Origin of the sequence: Pseudomonas sp. NFIX28 (assembly GCF_900107395.1) — a bacterium.
GTDB lineage: Bacteria > Pseudomonadota > Gammaproteobacteria > Pseudomonadales > Pseudomonadaceae > Aquipseudomonas.
Map to the genome: position 1 here is coordinate 42,781 of NZ_FNPW01000011.1, position 24,265 is coordinate 67,045.

Genomic DNA, 24,265 nt, shown 5'->3' on the forward strand with positions numbered 1-24,265 from the left:
ATGGTTGTTCGAGGTTCCCACGCAAGCGTGGGAACGTCCGGGAGTTACTGGGTGGCTTGCGCCTTCATTTTTTCAGCGATCTTGGCATCCACCGCCGCGCGGATCTGGTCGATGCTGAAGCTCGCGGGTTTCTGGCTCGGTGGGTACTCGATGAAGGTCTCGAGGAACTTCGCCGACTTGGTCACCGCGACGCCAGCCAGGTAGACGTTCTTGGTCTGCCAGTCGTAATACTGGTCGGAAACGACGTCGGCGCGCTCATACGGGTCCATCCGCAGGTTGAAGATCTTCGGCACCCGCAGGCACACGAAGGGTTCGCTCCAGACTCGGAAGCCGCCAGGCTCGCGCTGTTCGCAGAACACCACTTTCCAGTTGTCGAAGCGCATCGACACCAGCACGCCGTCGTCGTTGAAATAGTAGAACTCGCGACGCTCGCTCTTGGGCTGCTGCCCGGTCAGGTAGGGCAACTGGTTGTAGCCGTCCAGGTGCACCTTGAAGTTGCCGCCGCCGGTGGTGGGCGCCCAGCCCTTGAGCAGCTTGTCCTTGACCCCGGGGTCGCCGGCCGCCGCCAGCAGCGTGGGGAACCAGTCCAGGCCCGAGAACATCTCGTTGGACACTTCCCCCGGCTTGACCTTGCCCGGCCAGCGGATCATCGCGGGCACCCGGTACGCGCCTTCCCAGTTGGAGTTCTTTTCATTGCGGAACGGCGTGGTCGCCGCGTCCGGCCAGGAGAACTGGTTGGGGCCGTTGTCGGTGGTGTAGACGACGATGGTGTTGTCGGCGATTTTCAGGTCGTCGAGGGTTTTCAGCAGTTTGCCGACATCGTTGTCGTGCTCGAGCATGCCGTCGGCGTATTCGTTGCCGGGCATGCCGCTCTGGCCCGCCATCGACTCGCGCACATGGGTGAACAGGTGCATGCGGGTGGTGTTCATCCAGACGAAGAACGGCTTGTCGGCCTTGGCCTGCTTCTCGATGAACGCCTGGGCCGCGGCGGTGGTCTCGTCGTCGATGGTTTCCATGCGCTTCTTGTTCAGCGCGCCGGTGTCTTCGATCTTGCCGTCGGCAAAGCTGTGGATCACCCCGCGCGGCGAGTTGGCCTTGACGAAATCCGGGTCGTCCTTGGGCCAGTACGGACGCTCGGGCTCTTCCTCGGCGTTGAGGTGATACAGGTTGCCGAAGAACTCGTCGAAACCGTGGGCCGTCGGCAGGTATTCATCGCGGTCGCCAAGGTGGTTCTTGCCGAACTGGCCGGTGGCATAACCCTGGGACTTGAGGGCCTGGGCGATGGTGATGTCGCGCTTTTGCAGGCCGACCGGAGCGCCCGGTATGCCGACCTTGGACAGGCCGGTGCGCAATGGCGTCTGGCCGGTGATGAAGGACGAGCGTCCGGCCGTGCAACTGTTCTCCGCGTAATAGTCGGTGAACAGCATGCCTTCCTTGGCGATCCGGTCGATGTTCGGAGTCTTGTAGCCGACCACGCCCATGGAATAGGCGCTGATGTTGGTCTGGCCGATATCGTCGCCGAAGATCACCAGGATATTGGGTTTTTCCGCCGCCCCGGCCGTTGCCGAGAGCGCCATGAGCGAAGTCGCCACCAGGGCGAATTTCGGTAGCCACTTGCGTATGCGAGTCATAGGACTGGCTCCTTGTTAGCTTGAGTCGCGTTGAGCGACCAACGTTGATAGCGATCCTGCGTTACGCTTTTTTCTTATTGCACTTGCTCGGTTGCGGCGGGCTCGAACGGATGGATCCGGCGCCATTGCGAGGCCATGTCGACGATCGTCCAGCCGCGTTTTCTGGCTTCGTCGAGCGCCTTGTCCAGGCGCCCGATCTTCGAATCCCGGTCATAGGCCCATTCGCGTTGGGCATCGGTGTGGTGCACCAGCCCCATGAAACGCTTGCCCGGTCCGGCGGCGGTCCATTGCAGCATCTGCAGGTCGCCGTCGGAGTTGCCGAACGCGAGGATCGGCCGGCGTCCGATCAACGCGTCGATGTTTTCCGGCTTGCCCGGGCCGTCGTCGTTGTGGGCCAGATGGGCGGTGCGCAGGATCGACAGGTCGCCGTCCCGGTCCTGGAAGCGGGTGACGAAGGTGGTGCCGATCACCTGTTCCGGCGGCACGCCGTACACCTGTTCGGCAAAGGCGCGCATAAACGCCGTGTCGCCGCCGGAGACGATGTAGGTCTTGAAATCCTGGCTGCGCAGGTAGTCGAGCATCTCCAGCATCGGCTGGTAGATCATTTCGGTGTAGGGCTTGCCGGTCTGCGGATGGCGGGCCTGGCTCAGCCAGGTCTTCGCGTTGTCGATAAAGGCCTGGGTGGTGATCCCGGTGTGGGTCGCGCCAATGATTTTCAGCAGGCCGTCCATGCCGCTGGCGGCCAGGGCCTGCTGGTCGTTTTCCAGCACCGCCTGGAACGGCTGCTGGGTCTTCCATTCCGGGTGCTGCGGCGCCAGGCGCCGGACCTCGTCGAAGGCGAACAGCACCTGGAAGTACGCCGGCTGTTCGCTCCACAGGGTGCCGTCGTTGTCGAAGACGGCGATGCGTTCGGCCGGCTTCACGTAGTCCCGCGAGCCTTCGGTGGTCACCGCGCGGACGAACTCGATGAGGCTTTTTTTCGCCGGGCCGTCGTTCCACGAGGGCAACGGCTCGTTGGCCTGGGCGAGCAGAGGCAGGGCCAGGGCCAGCAGCCAGGCGAACCGGTAGCGGCGATGCGGGGGCAGTGAGGGCGTCATGGCAAATCCTTGTCTTGACCGGGGTTGAGGGGGCGCAGGCTATGAGCGTCGGCATGCGCGCGGCGGCGCAGGTTGGCCAGGCGCTGCAGGTCCGGCAGGGCCTCGCCGAGTTGCCGCAGTGCCGTCGCGGATTTGCCGTCGCGGCCGTAACAGGCGCGCAGCAAAGTGCTCAGGCGCGGGCCCAGGGTGCCCAGGCCAAGCCCCAGGCGGCGACGGCGCAACCACAGGTACAGCGCGCCCAGTTGTCCTTCTTGCAACTGCGCGGGGACCTGGCGCCAGGCGTACTCGGCGGAGGCCAGGCGTTGTGCCCGGCGCTGCGCCCGCCGGTGCCGCCAGGCTTGCCGGGCGCGTTGCCAGAGCGGCCGGGCGAGCCACAGGCCGAGGCCCAGCAGCAGCGCCGACAGGGTCAGGCCCAGGGCGTGCCGGGACAGGTAGGCAGGGTGGCGCTGGCCGAGGTCCTTGAGGTCCTGGGCGATGGAAAATACCGCCGCGTAACCACCGCCGGCGCGGGCCTCGAAGTCCAGCGCCGGCAGCTGGCTCAATTGCAACCGATGCTGGCGGCTGTCCCACCATTTCACCTGGATGGCCGGAAGCTGGTAATGGCCGGCGCGCTCGATGCGGTAGGTCACGCTGTCGCGGCGCTGGCCACCGCTGACATGCCCGCGGCCATCGTCGATATCGCCAATCTGCGGGGTCTTCGGGTAACGGCTCAGGCCCTCGACTTCGGCCAGCTCCGGCGCCGGCAGCGCCATGGCTTGGGCGCCATCGGCCTGCAGGCTCACGTGACGGGTGATGCTGTCGCCGACCTTGAGCGCGGTGGCGGGCGGATCGATGCGCTGGGCCAGGCGCAGGTCGCGGGCCACCAACACGGTTTCTCCGGGGGCGAAGCCCGGCGGCTGGCGGGCAGCGAAGTGCAGCGGCGGGGTTTGCGCGGTCAGCTCATGGCTGGCCTGGCCGGGTGTGGCCTTGACCGTGAGCACCGGAATATCGAAGTCCTGGGCTCGGGTCGGGGTGATCCGGTAGGTGTAGCGCATGCCGTAGAAGGCTTGGCCGTCCAGGGTCAGGTTGAGGTGCTCGGCCTCGCCGCCCGGGGCCAGGACCTGGGCGCCGGGGAGGCTCAGGCCGGGCAGGGTGGCTGCGCTGGTGAACCAGCTGTCGGTCAGCACATCCACTTGCAGTTGCAGGGTTTCGCCGACCATCACCGAGCTTCCCGGGTCGAGCCGCGCCTGCACCCGCAGTTGCGGCTCGTCGGCCCAGGCCACCACGCACAGCAGCAACCCTGTCGCCGTTGCCGTGAGCCGCGCCAGGGCATGCACGGCCTTCCAGGGGGCGGTCAGCGCCAACAGTTTGCCCAGGCTCATGGCGTGGCCCCCGGCTGGCTGGCGGCCTGGTCCTGCAGGCTGAACTTCTGGCGCAGGAAACTGGCCGGCGAGGTGGTGAGGTTTTGCAGCCAGAGTTCATCGCTGCTGGCCTGCTCGGTTTCCAGGGGCTTGCCCTGGCCCTTGCCGGCCGGCTTGTCGAACTTGATCGCGTCCGGCTTGACCTCGGGGGCGTTCTGCGCGGCGCTTTCGCTGTCTTTTTCCAGGGCGATGGCCAGGGCCAGGTTGGCGCTGGCTTCGGCGAACCGGGGTTGCAGTTGCAGCGCCTGGCGATAGGCGGCGATGGCCTGGGCGAACTTGAAACGCCGCACGTAGATATTGCCCAGGTAGAAGTAGGCCTGGGGTGTGTCGAGGCGGGCGAAGCTCGCCAGGGCCAAGTCGTAGTCGGCGGCGCGGTAGGCCGCGATGCCTTTCCAGTAAGGGTCGACAAACTGCGCGGCCGCAGCCGGGTAATGCTGCCGTTCGAAGGCCCAGCGGCCTTGCTGGTCCGGGGTCAGGAAGGCGTCGGCCAAGGCATTGGCCCGGGCCGCTGGCGTTTGCAGGCCCAGCCCCAGGGCGAGCAGCAGGGCGGCGGTCCAGTTCAGGCTCCAGCCGCGGCGTACACAGCAAAAACCAATCAGCAGCAGTGGCCAGCACAGCCAGTAGCCGGCGTCCTTCCAGTGCAGTTGGCGCTGTTCGTCGCTGGCGTCCTGGAAGTGCCGCTGGGCATGCAGCTCGACCCAGTCCAGGTCATCGTCGTTCAGGGTCAGGCTGCCCAGCGGCGCGTCGAGGGTCTCGGCCAGCTGTTGCAGCGCCTTGCGGTCGAAGCGGCCCAACTCGGGGCGGCCGTTGCCGTCGGTGCGCGGCTGGCCGCTGGCGTCGCGAATGATCCCGCCGTCCTCGCTGCCCACGGCGAGGATCAGCACCTGCAAGGCGCTGCCCTGCAACAACCCGGGCAAGGCGGGCAGTTGCGTGAGGTCGGCGCCGTCGCTGAGCAGCAGCAAGGTGCCGGGGCTGTGTTCCGCCAGCAACAGGCGCCTGGCTTGCTCGATCACCGCCACCAGGTTTTTCCCCGGGCGCTCGATCAGGTCGGTGCCCAGGGCCTGGATAAAGCTGTCGAGCAGCGCCGGGTCGTCGGTGGCCGGCAGCACCAGGTGGGCGCTGCCGGCATAGGCGATCAGTCCGGTGCGCGCGCCGCTGCGGCGCAGCACCAGGTCGTGGAGTTTGTGCTTGGCCGCTTCCAGGCGGCTGGGCGACAGGTCGCTGGCGTCCATCGAGGCCGACAGGTCGACGGCGATGACCAGCGGCGCGCGATCCTGCAGAAAGGCCGGGCGGTCGCGTTCCCAGGTCGGGCCGGCGGCCGCCACCGCGCCGAGCACCAGCAGGGCGCTGGCCAGGTGCACCGGGCGCAGGCGCGCGCGATCCCGCGGGGTGACCAGCAGATGGGCCAGCAGGTGCGGGGCGATATTGCCGCGCAGCCGGCGTTGCAGGTCCTGGCGACGGTGCCACAGCAGCGGCAGGCCGAGGCCGAACGGGATCAGCAGCAGCCACAGGGGGCGCAGAAAATGCAGGTCGGCCAGATCGATCGGCATATCAAGCCTCCTGCCGCACGGGGCTGCGCCGCAGGCGCGGGTGTAGCCAGGCCAGCAGGTGATACAGCGCCAGCAGCCCCAGGGCCGCGGCCAGCGGCAGCCAGAACAGCTCGCGCTGCGGCTGGTGGCTGAAGGTCTTGACTTGATGCGGGGTCAGCCGGTCGAGCGTGGCATACACCTGGTCCAGGCTGGCGCGGTCCTCGGCGCGGAAATAGCGGCCGCCGGTGCTGTCGGCGATGCGCTGCAAGGCACCGAGGTCGACCTTGTTTTCGCCAGCGGCCTGCGGGTCGCCGATGCCGATGGTGTGGATCACCACGCCGCGCGCGGCCGCCATGGCCGCCGCGCGCTCTGGCGCGATGGCGCTGTGCGTGTCGTTGCCGTCGGTGAGCAGGATCAGCACTTTTTCCTGTTCCCGGGCCTGCTCCAGCAGTTTCAGGCTCAGGCCGATGGCATCGCCGATCGCCGTATTGGGCCCGGCCATGCCGATGCCGGTGTCATCGAGCAGCAACGCCAGGCTGGCGTGGTCGAGGGTCAGCGGCGCTTGTGGGTAGGCGCCGCTGCCGAACACGATCAGGCCCAGGCGATCGTCCTTGCGGCGCTGGATAAAGCCATGCACCACCTGCTTCACCGCGGCCAGGCGATCGATCCTCTGCCCGCTGTCGTCGGTGAAATCGGTGGTTTCCATGGACTGGGAAATGTCGATGGCCAGCATCAGGTCGCGCACGGGCTGTTGGCGTTCGATGGGTTTTTCCAGCCATACCGGGCGAGCCACCGCCAGTACCAGCAAGGCCCAGACCAGCAGGTTGAGCAGCAACTGGCCACGGTTGCCAGGAGCCCCGGCGACCGTCGGCGACTGGCCGACAGCGCGGCTGATGCCGGTGAAGAACGGCACACGCACGGCGCTGCGGGCCTCGCGGTATGGCGGCAGGTAGCGGTAGCCGAACCAGGGCAGCGGCAACAGCAGTAACAGCCAGGGGTAATCAAGCTGCCACATGATGACGCTCCACCCAGGCGCGGCAACTGTCGAACAGTTGCCGCCGCTGTTGTGCCGGCAGTTGCAGCAGTTGTTCGTCCGGCGCATAGGCCAGCTGCGCCAGCCGCAGGCTGAAATCGGCGGGCAGCGGCTGCCGGCTGTGGCGTTGCAGGAAGTCCTGCCAGGCCTGGCCGTGCAAGGGCCCCGGCGGCGCCTGTCGCCGCTCGGCCGGCGCGCGCGCGGGCCACCAGGGTTTAGCCGCGAGCCGCTGCCAGCGTCGGTCGCCGGCCAGCCCGGTGCCTGTCCAGGAGTACGGCTCGGGCATCGACAGCGCCACGCGCTTGAGCAGCTCCGGCAGCTCGCGCAGGGCGGCCAGGGAGTCGCCGCTGCCCTGCAATTGCGCCAGGCGCAGCAGCGCCTCGCGCCGGTAACGGTCGCGGCGCCATTGCCAGTAGCGGTGTCCGGCCCAGGCCGACAGCATGACCGCAAGCAGGCCGAGCAGCAGCCACCAGCCCCAGGTCTGCGGCAGATAGCTGACGGGCGCGGGCAACTCCAGCTCCTTGAGCTGCTCGATGGCGGGCGCCGGGCTGCTCATGGCCGGCTTCCGTGCAGCTTGCCCAGCTCGCTGCGCAGTTGCTCGTCGGCGGCGGCGCCGGTGCTGAACATCATCAGCGGCACCTGGCTGCACCGCAGCAGGCTGGCGACGTCCTTGAGCCGGCCGCGGAGAAAATCGCCCAGGGGCTGATGCACCTGGCGCTGCTCCACCGCCAGTTCCACCTGCAGCTCGCCCTGGGTCACCCGCAGGCGGCCATTGGCGGGCAGGTCCAGGGCGAGCGGGTCGTAGACTTGCATGGCGATCACGTCATTGTGCGCCGCCAGTTGCCGCAGCAGTTGCAGGGTGCGCGGGCCGGCGCCGGCGAAGTCGCTGACGATGCAGATCAAATGGTCGTGGCCGGCCAGGGCCAGGCATTGCTGCAACACCTTGTCCAGTTGATCGTCGCCTTCGTGGTCCGGGTTGCCGGCATTGAGCGCCCGGTTGTGCTCGACGATCCGGCTGCACAGCGCTGCCACGCGCTTGCGGCTGCGCAGCGGGGCGATGCTGTCGATGCGCTGGTCGTTGAACACCAGGGCGCCGACCCGGTCGCCGGCCTGCAACGCCATCCACGCCGCCAGGGCGCCGAGTTCGGCGGCCAGGGCGGATTTGAAGCTGCGGCGCGAGCCGAAGAACATCGCCATGCGCTGGTCCACCAGGATCAGCGCCGGGCGGTCACGCTCCTCGGTGAAGGTGCGCACCACCGGCTTGCCGGTGCGCAGCGATGCGCGCCAGTCCAGGTGACGCAGGTCGTCGCCAGGTTGGTAGCGCCGCAGTTCGTCGAAGTTCAAGCCGCGCCCGCGCAACCGCGAGGCATGGCCGCCGGCGAGGATGCTGGCGCGTGGCTGGCGGGCGAGAAAACTCAGCGGGCGGGCCTTGAACTCCAGCGCCATCAACTGCGCCAGGGAGACATAGACCCAACCGTCGGTGTCCTGCTGTCCGGCCTGCATGGGCATGTTCCTCAGGCCGGGATGGCCACGCTGTCGAGCAAACGGTCGAGTACCTGGTCGGCGCTGACGCCGTCGGCCACCGCGTCGTAGCTCAGTTGCAGGCGATGGCGCAGCACCGGGTGCAGCACCGCGCGCACGTTGTCCGGCGACACGAAGTCCTGGCCCTGCAACCAGGCGTCGGCGCGGGCGCAGCGGTCCAGGCCGATGCCGCCGCGGGGGCTGGCGCCGATGGCGATCCAGCGCGCCAGGTCAGGGTCGGCCGAGTGGCGGGTGGCGTCGATCAGGTCGATCAAGTAGCGGTCGATGGCCGGCGATACGTGAATCGCGCTGACTTCGCGACGCGCGGCGAAAATCACCTGTTGTTCCAGGGCAAACCCGGCGACCGGCGCGGTCTTGGCGCCCAGGGCCTGCTCCTCTGCGCGCAACAGGCGCAGCACCTGGCTTTCGTTGTCGGCGCTGGGGTAGTCCAGCAGCACCTTCATCAGGAAGCGGTCCATCTGCGCTTCCGGCAACGGGTAGGTGCCTTCCTGCTCGATGGGGTTTTGCGTCGCCACCACGATAAACAGCTCGGGCAGGGCATGGCTGGTGCCGGCCACGGTGATCTGCCGTTCTTCCATGGCTTCGAGCAGCGCCGCCTGGACCTTGGCCGGGGCGCGGTTGATTTCGTCGGCGAGGATCAGGTTGCCGAACAGCGGGCCGGGCTGGAAGCGGATCCGATGCTGGCCGTCGACCTGATGCAGCACCTCGGCGCCGGTGATATCCGAGGGCAGCAGGTCGGGGGTGAACTGGATGCGGCTCATCTTCGCGTCCAGGTGCTTGGCCAGGGCCTTGACCGTGCGGGTCTTGGCCAGCCCCGGCAGGCTTTCCAGCAGCAGGTGCCCGTTGGCCAGCAGGCCGATGAGGATCTGCCGGATCACCTGGTCCTGGCCGAGCACCGCTTCGGCGATGCTGGCTTGCAGGGCGTTGAGGTCGTTCAGAGTGGTCATGGGCAATCCTTACCAGACGTATTGCAGGCGCAGGGTCCAGGTTTCCACGTCCGGCGAGCCGGTGCGTTCGGACACGGTGTCGGAATAGGCGATCAATCCGCCGAACTGCGGCGACAGCATGAAGCCCATACTCGCCCCCAGCAGGCCGTTTTCCTGCTTGTTGTCCTGCCAGTCGCCATCGATCCGGGTTTCCCCGCCGCGGCTGTAGGTGGCATCGAGCGATGCCCACAAGGCGCGGTTGATGGTGTAGCTGTAGTGGCCTTCGATGGCATACAGCGGCTTCTGCTCGAGCTTGCTGTCGCCGTGGTAATCGTCGTTGTCGCCGAACAGGGAGACCCAGGTGTTGATCTCCAGCCAGGTCGGGCCAAACGGCGTGCCAAAGCCGATTTCCGGCTTGAATACCCAGCGGTTGGCGCCGATGTTGATGACCCGGTCCTTGTCGTAGTCGCCGTTCGGCGTGGTGACCCACAGCGCGCCGGTGAGGAAGGTTTCCGGGGTCCAGTTGGCGAACTCCTCCTTGCTCAGCGCCGGGCCGCCGAAGATGTTGTGCACCAGCACGATTTGCGTGTCGCCCATGCCACCGTTGTGCTTGGTGCCATCGAAAAACCGCGCGTTGTCGAACGAGGCGGAAACGTCGGCGTAGGGCTGCAGGATCTGGATCGCGCTGTTGCGCCCGTCCACCGAGAAGGAACGGGCGAAACGGGCGATATACAGGTTGGCATCCAGCGACAGCCCATCCAGCGGCAGCGCGGTGTCGATCGGCGTGTTGGTGTGGATGCGGTTGTAATAACCGAACGCCATGTTCAGGTCGGTGGGCAGGTTCTGCCAGTCGCGGGCATTGTCGGCTACCCCGAGCAGGGGCGTGATGGCCAGCGTCAGCGCAGTACAGCGGGCTTTACAGGAAAGGGACGAACCCATCGCATGGCTCCTTCAATCTGCTGGTGGGCAGAACTTCATTGCTGCGCGACCGGCGTCAGCAAGGGCATCTTCCATTGGCCGTTACTCACCTGCGGCCGTGGCAGATAAATACGCAGCACCCCGTAGAACGGTCCGTCCGGGGCCGGCAGCCAGTTGCTTTGCAGGGCCTCGGCCGGGGCCTGGTGCTGCACATAGAGGGTCAGGCCGCCGTCGGCATCGCGCTTGAGCCGCGGCAACATGTGGGAGTTGATCAGGTAGCGGTTCAGCGGGTTGTCCACCAGCAGCTTGTTCTTGCCGTCGTACAGGGTCAGCGACCAGAAGGCGTCGGCCGGGGGCAGGGCGTCCTTGGCGAAATGCAGGGTGTAGGCGTGTTTTGCGGCATCCACCGGGTGGCCCTGGTTGTCGACGAAGTAGCCGATGTAATTGGCCTCGTCCGCCGAGTTGCCGAAGATCCCCATGTTGGCGCCGGCATAGCGGTACAGGTAATTGTTCCGCAGGTGCGCGCGGTCACCGAACAGGTCGCCGCTGCTGACCCGGTGAGTGTCGACCTGGTCTTTCTTGAACGCCGCGAACTCGGCCTTGCCGTCGGCGATTCCGTGTTCCAGGGCCTGGCGCTGTTCGGCACTGAGGGCGCTGGCCTGGAACGGCTGGCCGGCGCCGACGCCGATTTTCGCAAAGCGTGCCAGCAGCGGTTTCTCCGCCTCCTGGGCCGGGGCGAAGGCCAGCATGAAATTCAGGTAGCGGAACAGCTCGGGGCTGTCGCTCATGTGCGCGACGGGTTTCGGCCAGTCGATCGGCGCCACGGCCGCGGGCGGCGGTTGCTTGAGGTACTGGCTCAGCGGTTCGACCTTGTAGCCTTGCTGGATGCGCTTGACCTGCTCCAGGTCCTGCCCGTCGTACAGTTGGGTGCGGTACAGGGCATAGGCGATGGCGGTCTCGCTGTTGACCACGCGTTCGATGCCGGCCGGCGCCTGGCCGTTCCAGTCGGGCCCGGCGATCATGAAGCGGCCGCCCTGGTTGCCGCTGGTGCGGGTGCCCAGGTAGGCGAAGTTCTGCGTGTAGAGATCGATCAGTTGCACCGAGTAGTAACGCTCCTTCTCGATGGCCGGCAGGGTCAGGATCACCGGCTCGCGGCGCAAGTCGAGCCAGACGAAGGAGTAGGGCGTGTCCGAGTTGGGGGTGACGAAGGCCGTGTCCCGGGGGGTGAAGACCTGGGCGGTGTTGCCGATGCTGTTGAACCCGGCCTTGAAGTTCGGGCCCTGGCTGTCCACGGCCTGGGTGTAGAGGGTCTTGTACATCTCCACCACGGGGAAGCCGTAGAGGTAGGCCTGCTTGGCAATCGCCCGGGCTTCATCCGGCGTAGCGCTGAACCCGGCCCAGGCGCTGTTGCAAAGTAGTAGCGAGCAGGCCAATAGCAGGCGGATCGGTGTGTCCCTGTTCATCGTTCTGTCCTTTATATAAAGCCATGGGTTATTGCACGGGCGTGATGTCGTCGAGCTTCCAGCTTTTGTCGAAGTAGGCCAGGGTCGGCGCGTACAGCCGGAAGTAGCTGAACCAGTGCTTGCCTGGCAGGGTCTGCACCCAATTGCTTTCCAAGCCTTCGGGCGCCTTGGGGCCGAAGTACAGGTCGACCGAGCCGTCGGGGTTTTTCTTCAGATCCTGGCGCGACGACAGGTCGGCCTTGCGCTGGGGGTTGTCGATCAGGCAGCGGCTGTCGATGTCGTACACCGTCATCGACCAGAATTGCTTGGCCGGTGGGTTGGCGCCGACGCGCAGGCGGTAGTTCTTGCCGCCGTCGAGCCAGTTGCCGCTGTTGTCGGTGTAGGCGCCGAGGTAGGTCTGGCCCAGGCCCGGGGTCTTCGAAACCATGCCCTTGGTATTGGTCACCGCTTCATAGAACCAGGCGCTGCGTTCCCACAACTGGTCGTAATAGGTCAAGCGCTGCGAGGGATCGGCGATGTTCAGGACCTTGTCCCATTGCCGGTCGGGCCAGTACTGGGCGTCGGGGAAACGCTTGGCGAAGGTGTTGGCCTTGGCGATCAGTTCGCCAACCTCGACGCCTTGTTCCAGGGCCTTGCGCTGGCGCTCGTTGGGGTTGAAGGGCTTGTCCTTTTCGATGCCCAGGCTGGCGAGCATGGCCATGTAGAAGCGGTCGCGCTCGTTGACCGGCTCTTTCTGGATGATCCCGTGCAGGCGCTGCCAGTAGGCCATGCCCCGTGGCTGGGTGCCGGACCAGGCCTTGCCGCCGGGCGACAACAGGCGGGTCTTGGCGGGCTCGGCACGCTGGGCGTAGGGGTACATCCTGAAGCGCTCGACCAGGGCCTTGCCCTTGGCCGGGTCCGGGTCGAGCACGCGAAAGCCCACCAGCACGTTCATGGTTTCGGACTTGGCCAGGTAATACTGACCGGCATCGTCCGGCGGTTGCTGGCCCGGTGGCAGCACCAGGTACTTGCCGCCCTTGCCCTGGTCGGGGCCGGTCTGGCCCATGTCGATGATCGCCCGTTGCCAGAAATCACCGATACCGCCGGCGGTGGGCCCGGCGGGCATCTCGATCACCAGCGGCCCGGTTTCGTTGAGGTCGACGAAACCGAGGATGTAGGGCGTGGTGGCGTTGGCGGTGATCACTCCGAGCTTGTCTTCGTAGCTGTCGAGCACCATCAGGTCGCCGCTTTTCGCCCCCAGTTTGTCGCGAAACTCCGCCTGCCACTGCGCGTAGGACACCAGGGGCAGGGCCCAGAGGTAACTCTGGGTGGCCTGCTGGAAGTCCAGCTCGGCATAGAGTGCGGCGACGGCGTCGCGCGCCGGCAGCTCGCCCTCCATGCCGATCGCTCCCAGGCGCGTATCGCCGGCGGCGGCCTGGGCCTGGGCACCGACACCACAGCTGGCGAACAGGGCGAACAAGCTGAAACCGGTACGACGCAGCAGGGCGTGCATAAATGCTCCTTATTTTCCGAAGGTGATATTGAGGCCGGCGAACAGGGTGAACTGCGGCAGGCCATCGCCCTTGCGTTCCACCGTCCACTGCGGCTCGACGAAGGCATTGAGGATGTTGCCGCCGGCTTTCCAGGCCTTGCCGATACCCAGCCCGACGGGGATGTAATGCGTGTCGTTCTTCAGGTCGAAGGTCCAGATGCCGGTGGAGCGCAGGTACCAGCCGCGGGGCAGGTTGTGGATGACGAAGGGCTGCACGGTGGCGCTTTCGACATGGGCGCGGTCATGGTCGCCGGCGAACGAGCTCTGGTACTGCACCAGCGCGCCCAGCAGCCCGCGCGGCGAGGCGTCGATGGCTACCGCGGCCAGGCCGGCCTGCCACTTGCCGGTGCCCAGCTCGTCCTGTTCGGCGGTGGGGGCGGTGATCTGCGGGCCGATGCCCAGCTGCACGCCCTCGGTCTTGAGCAGGAAGATGTCGAACAGGTTCAGGTCGCCGATCCCGGTGCTGTAGCCCTGGTGCGGATCCGGGCGGGTGCTTACCGGCAAGGTGGCGCGCAACAATTGCGGGACCGCAATGAAGTCGCCGGGAGCGATGGGCAGGGTGCCCCGCAGCAGCAGGTCATTGGTGTGGGCGTTGCTGTCGTAGAGTCTTGGCGTGTAGTAGTCCTGAAGGTTCAGGCCCGGTGCCAGGTTCAGTGGGTTGTTGCTTTTGTTGGCGGTCTCGGCGTTATCGGCCAGCGCAGGCAGCCCGGGCAATAGCGTGATGACCACGAGCACCATAGGTGCAATGGAAGAAGCTTTTGACATGATTCCCCAATCCTTTGTCGGCTCAAGTCGCTCTACGGCGCTTATTGGCCGCTTACTACTGGTCTTCATGTGTCAACGGTAGGACTTGTCTGAAGACGCTAGCAGCTAAATCCTGGATCGCCAGTCGAAAGTATTAGTTCTTCAGTCGTTGTGCGCCCTGTCACGGATGTGTGCGGCGCGCTGGATAACCTTCGGTGCATGGGCGCCAGCAAGTTTTGCAAAGGGATGAGTTATCGCATTTTGATATTAAAGTTAAAGTTATTTCTAGAATAGAAAAAGCTATGTAAAACATATAGTTATGTGTGTTTTATGAAGTCTTTTATGTTGTATTGATTGTGAGGGGGGAACATCGCATGGCGGGTCCATGGCGCAATCGGCACTGCACTTTCGGCGTGGCTGCTGGTCAGTCTCTGCATGCTTCGCGCTTTCCATGTCCGGCTGTGCCATGGGCGGCGCTTGCCAGGATGGGACCGTGCAAGCCAGGCGCCAGGCGCTGTAGGACAATTTGCATTGCGGGCATAGGTCGCAGGGCCGTTTCGTGTTTAACTTCGGCCTCTCGAATTTCTTTGCAACAGCTCAATCACAACCATTTGAAAGGACGACGTTCATGGCTCAAGTCACTCTTAAAGGCAACCCGGTCCAGGTCAACGGCCAACTGCCACAAGTCGGCGCCAAGGCGCCTGCATTTTCCCTGGTTGGTGCCGGCCTGGCCGACATCACCCTGAGCAGCCTTGCCGGCAAGCGCAAAGTGCTGAACATTTTCCCAAGCGTCGACACCCCGACCTGCGCCACTTCCGTGCGCAAGTTCAATGCCCAGGCCAGCGGCCTGAACAACACCGTGGTGCTGTGCATCTCGGCCGACCTGCCGTTTGCCCAGGCTCGTTTCTGCGGCGCCGAAGGCCTGGAAAACGTGCAGAACCTGTCGACCCTGCGTGGCCGCGAGTTCATCGAAAACTACGGCGTGGCCATTGCCGACGGCCCGCTGGCCGGCCTGACCGCACGCGCGGTGGTGGTGCTGGACGAGAACGACACCGTGCTGCACAGCGAGCTGGTCAAGGAAATCGCCGAAGAGCCTAACTATGACGCGGCGTTGGCCGTTCTGAAGTAACAGGTTTTACAATTATTCACGGCCTGGCCATGTCCAGGCCGTTTTTATTTGTGCTTCAGTGGTTTAGCCGACACTTGCAAACGTAAGTCGAAGGTAAATTGCCGGTAAAGGCGCTTTGCTAAATACCGGCCAGTGCTTATCTTTCAGCCTTCTGAAAAAGAACCCCTCGCGCCCAATGGTTGATCACTCCATGCAATCCTCCGTTTCCCGCAATTCCCGTCGCTGGCTGTTCGGCCTGCTCGTCCTGTTGGCCATCGTCGGCCTGAGCTGGAAATTCTGGCCGGCCTCGACCACTCCAAAGGATGGCGCCGGGCAAAAAGCCGCTGCCGGACACACCGGTCGCAGCGGGGCGATGCGGCCGGGGTTTGGTGGCGCGACGGGGCCGATCCCGGTGCGGGTGGCGCCGGCCACGCGCGGGGACTTCCCGCTGTATTACAAGGCGCTGGGCACCGTGACCGCGCTCAACACCATTAATGTGCGCAGCCGGGTTGCCGGCGAACTGGTGAAAATCGCCTTCGAGGAAGGGCAGATGGTCAAGGCCGGCGACCTGCTGGCGGAAATCGATCCGCGGCCCTACCAGAACGCCTTGCTGCAGGCCGAAGGCACGCTGTTGCAGAACCAGGCCCAGCTGAAGAATGCCCAGGTGGACTACGAGCGCTATCGCGGCCTGTACGCCCAGGACAGTATCGCCAAGCAAACCCTGGACACCGCCGCGGCGCTGGTCGGCCAGTACCAGGGAACGGTCAAGACCAACCAGGCGGCGGTCAACGACGCCAAGCTCAACCTCGAATTCACCAAGATCCGCGCGCCCATCACCGGCCGCGTCGGCCTGCGCCAATTGGACGTCGGCAATCTGGTGTCGGCCAACGACACCACCGCGTTGGCGATCATCACCCAGACCCAGCCGATCAGCGTGGCGTTCACCCTACCGGAGAACAACCTGAGCACGGTGCTGGAGCGTTATCGCAGCGGCGCCAAGCTGCCGGTGGAAGCCTGGGACCGTGGCGACCAGAAGCTGCAGGCCAGCGGTGTGCTGCAAAGCCTCGACAACCAGATCGACACCACCACCGGCACCCTGAAATTCAAGGCGCGCTACGAGAACCGCGACCAGGCGCTGTTTCCCAACCAGTTCGTCAATGTGCGCGTGCTTGCCGACACCCAGAAGAATGTGGTGCTGGCGCCGTCGGCGGCGATCCAGTTCGGCACCAACGGCACCTTCGTCTATGCCCTGGACGGCGACAACAAGGTCAAGATCCGCCAACTGCAGGTCGGTGACAGCAATGGCGACGCCACCGTGATCAAGGCCGGCCTGGAAGCCGGCGACCGGGTGGTGCTGGAAGGCACCGACCGCCTCAAGGACGGCAGCGAAGTGGAAGTGGTCAACACCGCCGAGGAAGTGCCGGCCACCCCGACCGAGCACCTGCAAGGCAAGCCGGCCAGCTCGGCGAACACGCCTGCCGCGGGCCCGGCCAGCCAGACTCCGGCGGGCAAGGTCGGCGCATGAATATCTCGCGGCTGTTCATCCTCCGTCCGGTAGCGACCACCCTGAGCATGCTGGCCATTGTCCTGGCCGGCCTGATCGCCTATCGCCTGTTGCCGGTCTCGGCGTTGCCCCAGGTCGACTACCCGACCATCCGGGTAATGACCCTGTACCCCGGTGCCAGCCCCGACGTGATGACCAGCGCGGTCACCGCGCCCCTGGAGCGCCAGTTCGGACAGATGCCCGGCCTGACCCAGATGGCCTCCACCAGCTCCGGCGGCGCCTCGGTGCTGACCCTGCGCTTCAACCTCGACATCAATATGGACGTCGCCGAGCAACAGGTGCAGGCGGCGATCAACGCCGCGACCAACCTGCTGCCCACCGATCTGCCGGCGCCGCCGGTGTACAACAAGGTCAACCCGGCGGACACCCCGGTACTGACCCTGGCGATCACTTCCAAGACCATGCTGCTGCCCAAGCTCAACGACCTGGTCGACACGCGCATGGCGCAGAAGATCGCGCAGATCAGCGGCGTCGGCATGGTCAGCATCGCCGGCGGCCAGCGCCAGGCGGTGCGGATCAAGGTCAACCCCGAGGCCCTGGCGGCCAACGGCCTCAACCTGTCGGACGTGCGCACCCTGGTCAGCGCCTCCAACGTCAACCAGCCCAAGGGCAATTTCGACGGCCCGACGCGGGTGTCGATGCTCGACGCCAACGACCAGCTGACCTCGCCCAAGGATTACGCCGAGCTGATCCTGGCCTATAACAACGGCGCGCCGCTGCGCCTCAAGGATGTCGCGCAAATCGCCGGCGGCGCCGAGAACGAGCGGCTGGCGGCCTGGGCCAATGAAAACCAGGCGGTGCTGCTCAATATCCAGCGCCAGCCCGGGGCCAACGTGATCGAGGTGGTCGACCGGATCAAGGCGCTGCTGCCGAGCATCACCGACAACCTGCCGGCTGGCCTCGACGTCATCGTGCTCACCGACCGCACCCAGACCATCCGCGCCTCGGTCGCCGACGTGCAACATGAACTGCTGATCGCCATCGCGCTGGTGGTGATGGTGACCTTCCTGTTCCTGCGCCGGGCCAGCGCGACGGTGATTCCGTCGATCGCCGTGCCGCTGTCGCTGATCGGCACCTTCGGCGTGATGTACCTGGCGGGCTTCTCGGTCAACAACCTGACCCTGATGGCCCTGACCATCGCCACCGGCTTCGTGGTCGACGACGCGATCGTGATGCTGGAGAACATCTCGCGTTTCATCGAGGAGGGCGACAGCCCGATGCAGGCCGCGCTCAAGGGCGCCAGGCAGATCGGCTTCACCCTGGTATCGCTGACCCTGTCGCTGATCGCCGTTTTGATCCCGCTGCTGTTCATGGCCGACGTGGTCGGGCGGCTGTTCCGCGAGTTCGCCATCACCCTGGCGGTGGCGATCCTGATTTCCTTGGTGGTGTCCCTGACCCTGACGCCGATGATGTGCGCGCGGCTGCTCAAGCGTGAGCCCAAGGAAGAAGAGCAGGGACGCTTCTACCGCGCCAGCGGCGCCTGGATCGACTGGCTGATCGCCAGCTACGGGCGTGGCCTGCAGTGGGTGCTCAAGCATCAGCCGCTGACCCTGCTGGTGGCCGTCGGCACCCTGGCCTTGACCGTCTTCCTTTATATGGTGGTGCCCAAAGGCTTTTTCCCGGTGCAGGACACAGGGGTGATCCAGGGTATTTCCGAGGCGCCGCAGTCGGTGTCCTTCGCCGCCATGAGCCAGCGTCAGCAGGACCTGGCGAAAATCATCCTGGCCGACCCGGCGGTGCAAAGCCTGTCGTCCTATATCGGCGTCGACGGCGACAACGCCACGCTCAACAGCGGCCGGCTGCTGATCAACCTCAAGCCGCACCGCGAACGCGACCTCAGCGCCGCCGAGGTGATTGCGCGCATCCAGCCGCAGGTCGACCAGTTGGTGGGCATCCGCCTGTTCATGCAGCCGGTGCAGGACCTGACCATCGAGGATCGGGTCAGCCGCACCCAGTACCAGTTCAGCATGTCGTCGCCGGATAACGACCTGCTGGCCCTGTGGAGCGGACGCCTGGTGGATGCCCTGGCCCAGCGGCCGGAACTCACCGATGTCGCCAGCGACCTGCAGGACAAGGGGTTGCAGGTGTACCTGGTGATCGACCGCGACGCCGCGTCGCGCATCGGCGTCTCGGTGTCGAACATCACCGACGCGCTGTACGACGCCTTTGGCCAGCGGCAGATTTCCACCATTTACACCCAGGCCAGCCAGTACCGCGTGGTGCTGCAGGCCCAGGCCGGGGAAACCATCGGCCCGCAGGCGCTGGACCAGATCTACGTGAAGACCACCGACGGCGGCCAGGTGCGGCTGTCGAGCCTGGCGCGGGTCGAGGAGCGCCAGGCGCAACTGGCCATTGCCCATATCGGCCAGTTCCCGGCGGTGATGATGTCGTTCAACCTGGCGCCCGGCGTGGCGCTGGGGCAGGCGGTGGACATCATCGAGCAGGTGCAGAAGGACATTGGCATGCCCATCGGCGTGCAGACCCAGTTCCAGGGCGCGGCGCAGGCGTTCCAGGCTTCGCTGTCGAGCACCTTGCTGCTGATCCTGGCGGCGGTGGTGACCATGTACATCGTGCTGGGGGTGCTCTACGAGAGCTATATCCACCCGATCACCATTCTCTCCACGCTGCCGTCGGCGGCGGTGGGGGCCTTGCTGGCGCTGATCCTCAGCGGCAACGACCTGGGCATGATCGCGATCATCGGCATCATCCTGCTGATCGGCATCGTCAAGAAGAACGCGATCATGATGATCGACTTCGCCCTCGACGCCGAACGCAACCAGGGCATGGCGCCGGAGCAGGCGATCTACCAGGCGGCGCTCCTGCGTTTCCGGCCGATCCTGATGACCACCCTGGCCGCGCTGTTCGGCGCCGTGCCGCTGATGCTGGCCACCGGCTCCGGCGCCGAACTGCGCCAGCCCCTGGGCCTGGTGATGGTCGGCGGCCTGTTGCTGAGCCAGATCCTGACGCTGTTCACCACTCCGGTGATTTACCTGTACTTCGACCGCCTGGGCCGGCGCTGGCGTTCGGCGCCTGAGCGCGCGGAGCCGGTAGAGCAGCCATGAACCTGTCCGGACCCTTTATCCGCCGGCCGGTGGCGACCATGCTGCTGAGCCTGGCGATCATGCTGCTGGGCGGTGTCAGCTTCGGCCTGCTGCCGGTGTCGCCGCTGCCGCAGATGGACTTTCCGGTGATCGTGGTCCAGGCCAGCCTGCCGGGGGCCAGCCCCGAGGTGATGGCATCTACCGTGGCCACGCCGCTGGAGCGCTCCTTCGGTGCGATCGCCGGCGTCAACACCATGAGCAGCCGCTCCAGCCAGGGCTCGACCCGGGTCATCCTGCAATTCGACCTGGACCGCGACATCAATGGCGCGGCGCGGGAAGTGCAGGCGGCGATCAACGCCTCGCGCAACCTGCTGCCCAGCGGCATGCGCAGCATGCCCACCTACAAGAAGGTCAACCCGTCCCAGGCGCCGATCATGGTGCTGTCGCTGACCTCCGACGTGTTGCAAAAGGGCCAGTTGTACGACCTGGCCTCGACCATCCTGTCGCAGAGCCTGTCCCAGGTGTCCGGGGTCGGCGAGGTGCAGATCGGCGGCAGTTCGCTGCCGGCGGTGCGCATCGAACTGGAGCCGCAACTGCTCAACCAGTACGGCGTGGCCCTCGACGATGTGCGCAAGACCATCGCCGAGGCCAACGTGCGCCGGCCCAAGGGCTCGGTGGAGACCCACGAGCAGATGTGGCAGGTGCAGGCCAACGACCAGCTGGAGAAGGCTAAGGATTACGAGCCGCTGATCATTCACTACAAGGACGGCGCGGCCTTGCGCCTGAAAGACGTGGCCAAGGTCACCGACGGCGTCGAGGACCGCTACAACAGCGGCTTCTTCAACGACGACGCGGCGGTACTGCTGGTGATCAACCGCCAGGCCGGCGCCAACATCATCGAGACGGTCAACGAGATCAAGGCGCAGTTGCCGGCGCTGCAGGCGGTGCTGCCGGCCAGCGTCAAGCTCAACCTGGCGATGGACCGCTCGCCGGTGATCAAGGCCACGCTGCACGAGGCCGAGATGACCTTGCTGATTGCCGTGGCCCTGGTGATCCTGGTGGTCTACCTGTTCCTCGGCAACCTGCGTGCCTCGCTGATCCCGAGCCTGGCGGTGCCGGTGTCGCTGGTGGGCACTTTCGCGGTGATGTACCTGTACGGGTTTTCCCTGAACAACCTGTCGCTGATGGCGCTGATCCTCGCCACCGGCCTGGTGGTGGACGACGCCATCGTGGTGCTGGAGAACATTTCCCGGCACATCGACGACGGCATCGCGCCAATGAAGGCGGCGTACCTGGGGGCCAAGGAGGTCGGTTTTACCCTGTTGTCGATGAACGTCTCGCTGGTGGCGGTGTTCCTGTCGATCCTGTTCATGGGCGGGATCATCGAAAGTCTGTTCCGCGAATTCTCCATCACCCTGGCGGCGGCGATAGTCGTGTCCCTGGTGGTGTCCCTGACCCTGACCCCGATGCTCTGCGCGCGCTGGCTCAAGCCCCACGTGCCGGGTCGGGAGAACGGCCTGCAGCGCTGGAGCCAGAAGGCCAACGACTGGATGGTGGCGAAGTACGCCAGCAGCCTGGACTGGGTGCTGCGCCACAAGCGCCTGACCCTGCTCAGCCTGCTGCTGACCATCGGGGTCAACGTCGCGCTGTACGTGGTGGTGCCCAAGACTTTCATGCCGCAGCAGGACACCGGCCAGTTGATCGGTTTCGTGCGCGGCGACGATGGCCTGTCGTTCACCGTGATGCAGCCGAAAATGGAAATCTTCCGCCGCGCGGTGCTCAAGGACCCGGCGGTGCAGAGCGTGGCCGGTTTCATCGGCGGCAACAACGGCACCAACAATGCCTTCATGCTGGTGCGCCTGAAGCCGATCAAGGAGCGCAATATCTCCGCGCAGAAGGTTATCGAGCGCCTGCGCAAGCAAATGCCCAAGGTGCCCGGGGCGCAGCTGATGCTGATGGCCGACCAGGACCTGCAGTTCGGCGGCGGCCGCGAGCAGACCTCCTCGCAGTATTCCTACATCATCCAGAGCGGCGACCTGGGGGTGCTGCGCGAGTGGTACCCGAAAGTGGTCACCGCGCTGCGCGCCTTGCCGGAACTGACCGCGATCGATGCCCGTGAAGGCAAGGGCGCCCAGCAGGTGACCCTGGTGGTCGACCGCGACCAGGCCAAGCGCCTGGGAATCGACATGGACATGGTCACCGCCGTGCTCAACAACGCCTACAGCCAGCGGCAGATCTCCACCATCTACGACAGCCTCAACCAGTATCAGGTGGTGATGGAGGTCAACCCGAAATACGCCCAGGACCCGATCACCCTCAACCAGGTGCAGGTCATCACCGCCGAGGGCGCGCGGGTGCCGCTGTCGACCATCGCCCATTACGAAAACAGCCTGGAAGACGACCGGGTCAGCCACGAAGGCCAGTTCGCCTCGGAGAGCATTTCCTTCGACATGGCCGAAGGGGTGACGGTGGAGCAGGGCACGGCGGCCATCGAGCGGGCGATCGCCAAGGTCGGCATGCCCGAAGACGTGATCGTCAAGATGGCCGGTACCGCCGATGCCTTCGCCGCGACGCAGAAGAGCCAGCCGTTCATGATCCTTGGCGCGCTGCTGGCGGTGTATCTGGTGCTGGGCGTGCTGTATGAAAGCTACATTCATCCGCTGACGATTCTCTCGACCCTGCCGTCGGCCGGGGTCGGGGCCTTGCTGTCGATCTACGTGCTGGGCGGCGAATTCAGCCTGATCTCGCTGCTGGGGCTGTTCCTGCTGATCGGCGTGGTGAAGAAAAACGCCATCTTGATGATCGACCTGGCGTTGCAGCTGGAGCGTCACCAGGGCCTGAGCCCGCTGGACTCGATCCGCAGCGCCTGCCTGTTGCGCCTGCGGCCGATCCTGATGACCACCCTGGCGGCGATCCTCGGTGCCTTGCCCTTGCTGCTGAGCAGCGCCGAAGGCGCGGAAATGCGCCAGCCCCTGGGCCTAACCATTATTGGCGGCCTGGTCTTCAGCCAGGTCCTGACCCTCTACACCACCCCGGTGGTTTACCTGTATCTCGATCGCCTGCGCCATAAATTCAACCACTGGCGTGGGGTACGTACCGATGCCGCTCTGGAAACGCCGCTATGACTGACTGTTCGCCACGCAACCTTCCCCAGCGCCTGGCCCTGGCCCGCGGGTCGCGGCTGTTGAGCCTGAGCTTGAGCCTGATGCTGCTCAGCGCCTGCGCCATCGGCCCGGATTATCAGCGCCCGACCGTTGCCGAGCCCGCGCAATACAAGGAAGCGGCGGGCTGGCGCCAGGCCAACCCCAGCGACTCCCTGGCCCGGGGTGCCTGGTGGGAGCTGTACGGCGACCGCCAGCTCAACGACCTGATCGGCAAGCTCAACAGCGCCAACCAGACCGTGGCGCAGTCCGAGGCGCAGTACCGCCAGGCCCAGGCCCTGGTGCGCAGCGCGCGCGGCTCGCTGTTCCCCACGGTGGACCTGAGCGCCGGGAAAACCCGCGCCAGCCAGGGCACCGGCAGCAGCAGCTCGGCCCTGAGCAGTTCCTCCAGCGGCATTCGCGACACCTACAACACCCAGCTCGGGGTGAGCTGGGAGGCCGATATCTGGGGCAAATTGCGCCGCGGCTTGGAAGCCGACCAAGCCAGCGCCGAAGCCAGCTTCGCCGACCTTGCGGCGATGCGCCTGAGCCAGCAGTCGGAACTGGTGCAGAACTACCTGCAACTGCGGGTCATCGACCAGCAGAAGCGCCTGCTCGAAGCCACGGTGGCGGCCTACCAGCGCTCGCTGACCATGACCGAGAACCAGTACCGCGCCGGGGTCTCCGGCAAGGACGCGGTGGCCCAGGCGCAAACCCAGCTCAAAAGCACCCAGGCCGACCTGATCGACCTGATCTGGCAGCGCGCCCAGCTGGAAAACGCCATCGCGGTGCTGATCGGCCTGCCGCCGGCCGAGTTCAGCCTGGCCGAGACCCAAGACATCCCGGCCTTGCCCCAGGTGCCCTTGAGCCTGCCGTCGCAGCTGCTCGAGCGCCGCCCGGACATCGCTTCGGCCGAGCGTTCGGTGATCGCTGCCAATGCCAATATCGGCGTGGCCAAGGCTGCCTATTACCCGGACCTGACCCTGAGCATGACGGGCGGCTACAGCAGCAGTACCTACGCCGACTGGATCAGCCTGCCGAACCGCTTCTGGTCGGTCGGGCCGAAACTGGCCATGACCTTGTTCGACGGCGGCCAGCGTTCGGCGGAAGTCGAGCGTACCGAGGCGGCCTACGACCAGACCGTGGCCAAGTACCGCCAGACCGTGCTCGACGGCTTTCGCGAAGTGGAGAATTACCTGGTGCAGCTCAAGGTTCTGGAAGACGAAGCCGCAGTGCGCCAGCAGGCCCTGGACGCGGCGCGCGAGTCGCTGCGCCTGACCGAAAACCAGTACCGGGCCGGGGTGATCGCCTACCTGGATGTGGTGGTGGTGCAAGCCACGGCGCTGAGCAACGAACGCAGCGTGCTGAACCTGTTGCAAAGCCGGCTGGTCACCAGCGTGCAACTGATCGCCGCCCTCGGCGGCGGCTGGGATGGCCAGCTGCAGGCCAGCAAGGAGTAACAGGCTGCATCGGCGATCCGCCAGTTCTACGAGCGCTGCGCGCTCGATCGCAGGCTACAGACAGCATGTAGCCGCTGCCGAGCCCGCGAGGCTGCGAACGGTTCGCGCAGCGACCGCAACCCCTGAATCCACGCGCTA

The 24,265-nt window shown here is 65.7% G+C and carries 17 protein-coding genes; 5 read left to right on the forward strand and 12 right to left on the reverse strand.

What is annotated here, in order from left to right; translation table 11 throughout:
- Nucleotides 1-44: 44 nt before the first annotated feature.
- The 12 genes from BLV20_RS20465 to BLV20_RS20520 form a co-directional block, all read right to left on the reverse strand.
- Entirely contained in the window at nucleotides 45-1,631 is a 1,587-nt protein-coding gene (locus BLV20_RS20465; RefSeq protein ID WP_092304293.1) for an arylsulfatase, read from the reverse strand.
- 74 nt (nucleotides 1,632-1,705) lie between these two features.
- On the reverse strand, nucleotides 1,706-2,728 hold the full coding sequence (locus tag BLV20_RS20470) for an HAD family hydrolase (protein WP_092304294.1): 1,023 nt from the start codon (nucleotides 2,726-2,728) through the stop codon (nucleotides 1,706-1,708).
- On the reverse strand, nucleotides 2,725-4,089 hold the full coding sequence (locus BLV20_RS20475) for a BatD family protein (protein WP_092304295.1): 1,365 nt from the start codon (nucleotides 4,087-4,089) through the stop codon (nucleotides 2,725-2,727). Before BLV20_RS20475 ends, BLV20_RS20470 begins: the two co-directional genes overlap by 4 nt.
- Nucleotides 4,086-5,678, reverse strand: coding sequence for a vWA domain-containing protein (locus tag BLV20_RS20480; protein ID WP_092304296.1), 1,593 nt, complete (start codon nucleotides 5,676-5,678; stop codon nucleotides 4,086-4,088). Before BLV20_RS20480 ends, BLV20_RS20475 begins: the two co-directional genes overlap by 4 nt.
- 1 nt (nucleotide 5,679) lies before the next feature.
- On the reverse strand, nucleotides 5,680-6,672 hold the full coding sequence (locus BLV20_RS20485; protein WP_092304297.1) for a vWA domain-containing protein: 993 nt from the start codon (nucleotides 6,670-6,672) through the stop codon (nucleotides 5,680-5,682).
- The gene (locus BLV20_RS20490; protein WP_092304298.1) at nucleotides 6,659-7,246 is read right to left on the reverse strand and encodes a DUF4381 domain-containing protein; all 588 of its coding nucleotides are present in this window, start codon (nucleotides 7,244-7,246) and stop codon (nucleotides 6,659-6,661) included. The genes BLV20_RS20485 and BLV20_RS20490 overlap by 14 nt, the downstream gene beginning before the upstream one ends.
- Nucleotides 7,243-8,193, reverse strand: a complete 951-nt coding sequence (locus BLV20_RS20495) for a DUF58 domain-containing protein (protein WP_371914331.1) — start codon at nucleotides 8,191-8,193, stop codon at nucleotides 7,243-7,245. The genes BLV20_RS20490 and BLV20_RS20495 overlap by 4 nt, the downstream gene beginning before the upstream one ends.
- A gap of 11 nt (nucleotides 8,194-8,204) precedes the next feature.
- Nucleotides 8,205-9,179: an AAA family ATPase gene (locus tag BLV20_RS20500; RefSeq protein ID WP_092304300.1), complete on the reverse strand. Its 975-nt coding sequence runs from the start codon at nucleotides 9,177-9,179 to the stop codon at nucleotides 8,205-8,207.
- 9 nt (nucleotides 9,180-9,188) lie between these two features.
- A complete protein-coding gene (locus BLV20_RS20505) occupies nucleotides 9,189-10,097 on the reverse strand; it encodes a transporter (RefSeq protein WP_092304301.1) in 909 nt (302 codons plus the stop codon).
- Between the two features lie 35 nt (nucleotides 10,098-10,132).
- On the reverse strand, nucleotides 10,133-11,539 hold the full coding sequence (locus BLV20_RS20510; RefSeq protein ID WP_092304302.1) for a DUF1254 domain-containing protein: 1,407 nt from the start codon (nucleotides 11,537-11,539) through the stop codon (nucleotides 10,133-10,135).
- Between the two features lie 28 nt (nucleotides 11,540-11,567).
- Entirely contained in the window at nucleotides 11,568-13,031 is a 1,464-nt protein-coding gene (locus BLV20_RS20515) for a DUF1254 domain-containing protein (RefSeq protein ID WP_092304303.1), read from the reverse strand.
- Between the two features lie 9 nt (nucleotides 13,032-13,040).
- Entirely contained in the window at nucleotides 13,041-13,835 is a 795-nt protein-coding gene (locus BLV20_RS20520) for a hypothetical protein (RefSeq protein WP_092304304.1), read from the reverse strand.
- A 607-nt stretch (nucleotides 13,836-14,442) separates the two neighbouring features.
- Between BLV20_RS20520 and tpx the strand changes: the two genes are divergently transcribed.
- The 5 genes from tpx (at nucleotide 14,443) to BLV20_RS20545 (ending at nucleotide 24,127) form a co-directional block, all read left to right on the forward strand.
- Nucleotides 14,443-14,943, forward strand: coding sequence for a thiol peroxidase (gene tpx, locus BLV20_RS20525; protein WP_092304305.1), 501 nt, complete (start codon nucleotides 14,443-14,445; stop codon nucleotides 14,941-14,943).
- Between the two features lie 175 nt (nucleotides 14,944-15,118).
- Entirely contained in the window at nucleotides 15,119-16,447 is a 1,329-nt protein-coding gene (locus tag BLV20_RS20530) for an MdtA/MuxA family multidrug efflux RND transporter periplasmic adaptor subunit (protein ID WP_092304306.1), read from the forward strand.
- Entirely contained in the window at nucleotides 16,444-19,548 is a 3,105-nt protein-coding gene (locus tag BLV20_RS20535; protein WP_092304307.1) for an MdtB/MuxB family multidrug efflux RND transporter permease subunit, read from the forward strand. The genes BLV20_RS20530 and BLV20_RS20535 overlap by 4 nt, the downstream gene beginning before the upstream one ends.
- On the forward strand, nucleotides 19,545-22,652 hold the full coding sequence (locus tag BLV20_RS20540) for an efflux RND transporter permease subunit (RefSeq protein ID WP_092304308.1): 3,108 nt from the start codon (nucleotides 19,545-19,547) through the stop codon (nucleotides 22,650-22,652). The genes BLV20_RS20535 and BLV20_RS20540 overlap by 4 nt, the downstream gene beginning before the upstream one ends.
- A complete protein-coding gene (locus tag BLV20_RS20545) occupies nucleotides 22,649-24,127 on the forward strand; it encodes an efflux transporter outer membrane subunit (protein ID WP_092304309.1) in 1,479 nt (492 codons plus the stop codon). The genes BLV20_RS20540 and BLV20_RS20545 overlap by 4 nt, the downstream gene beginning before the upstream one ends.
- Nucleotides 24,128-24,265: the final 138 nt, after the last annotated feature.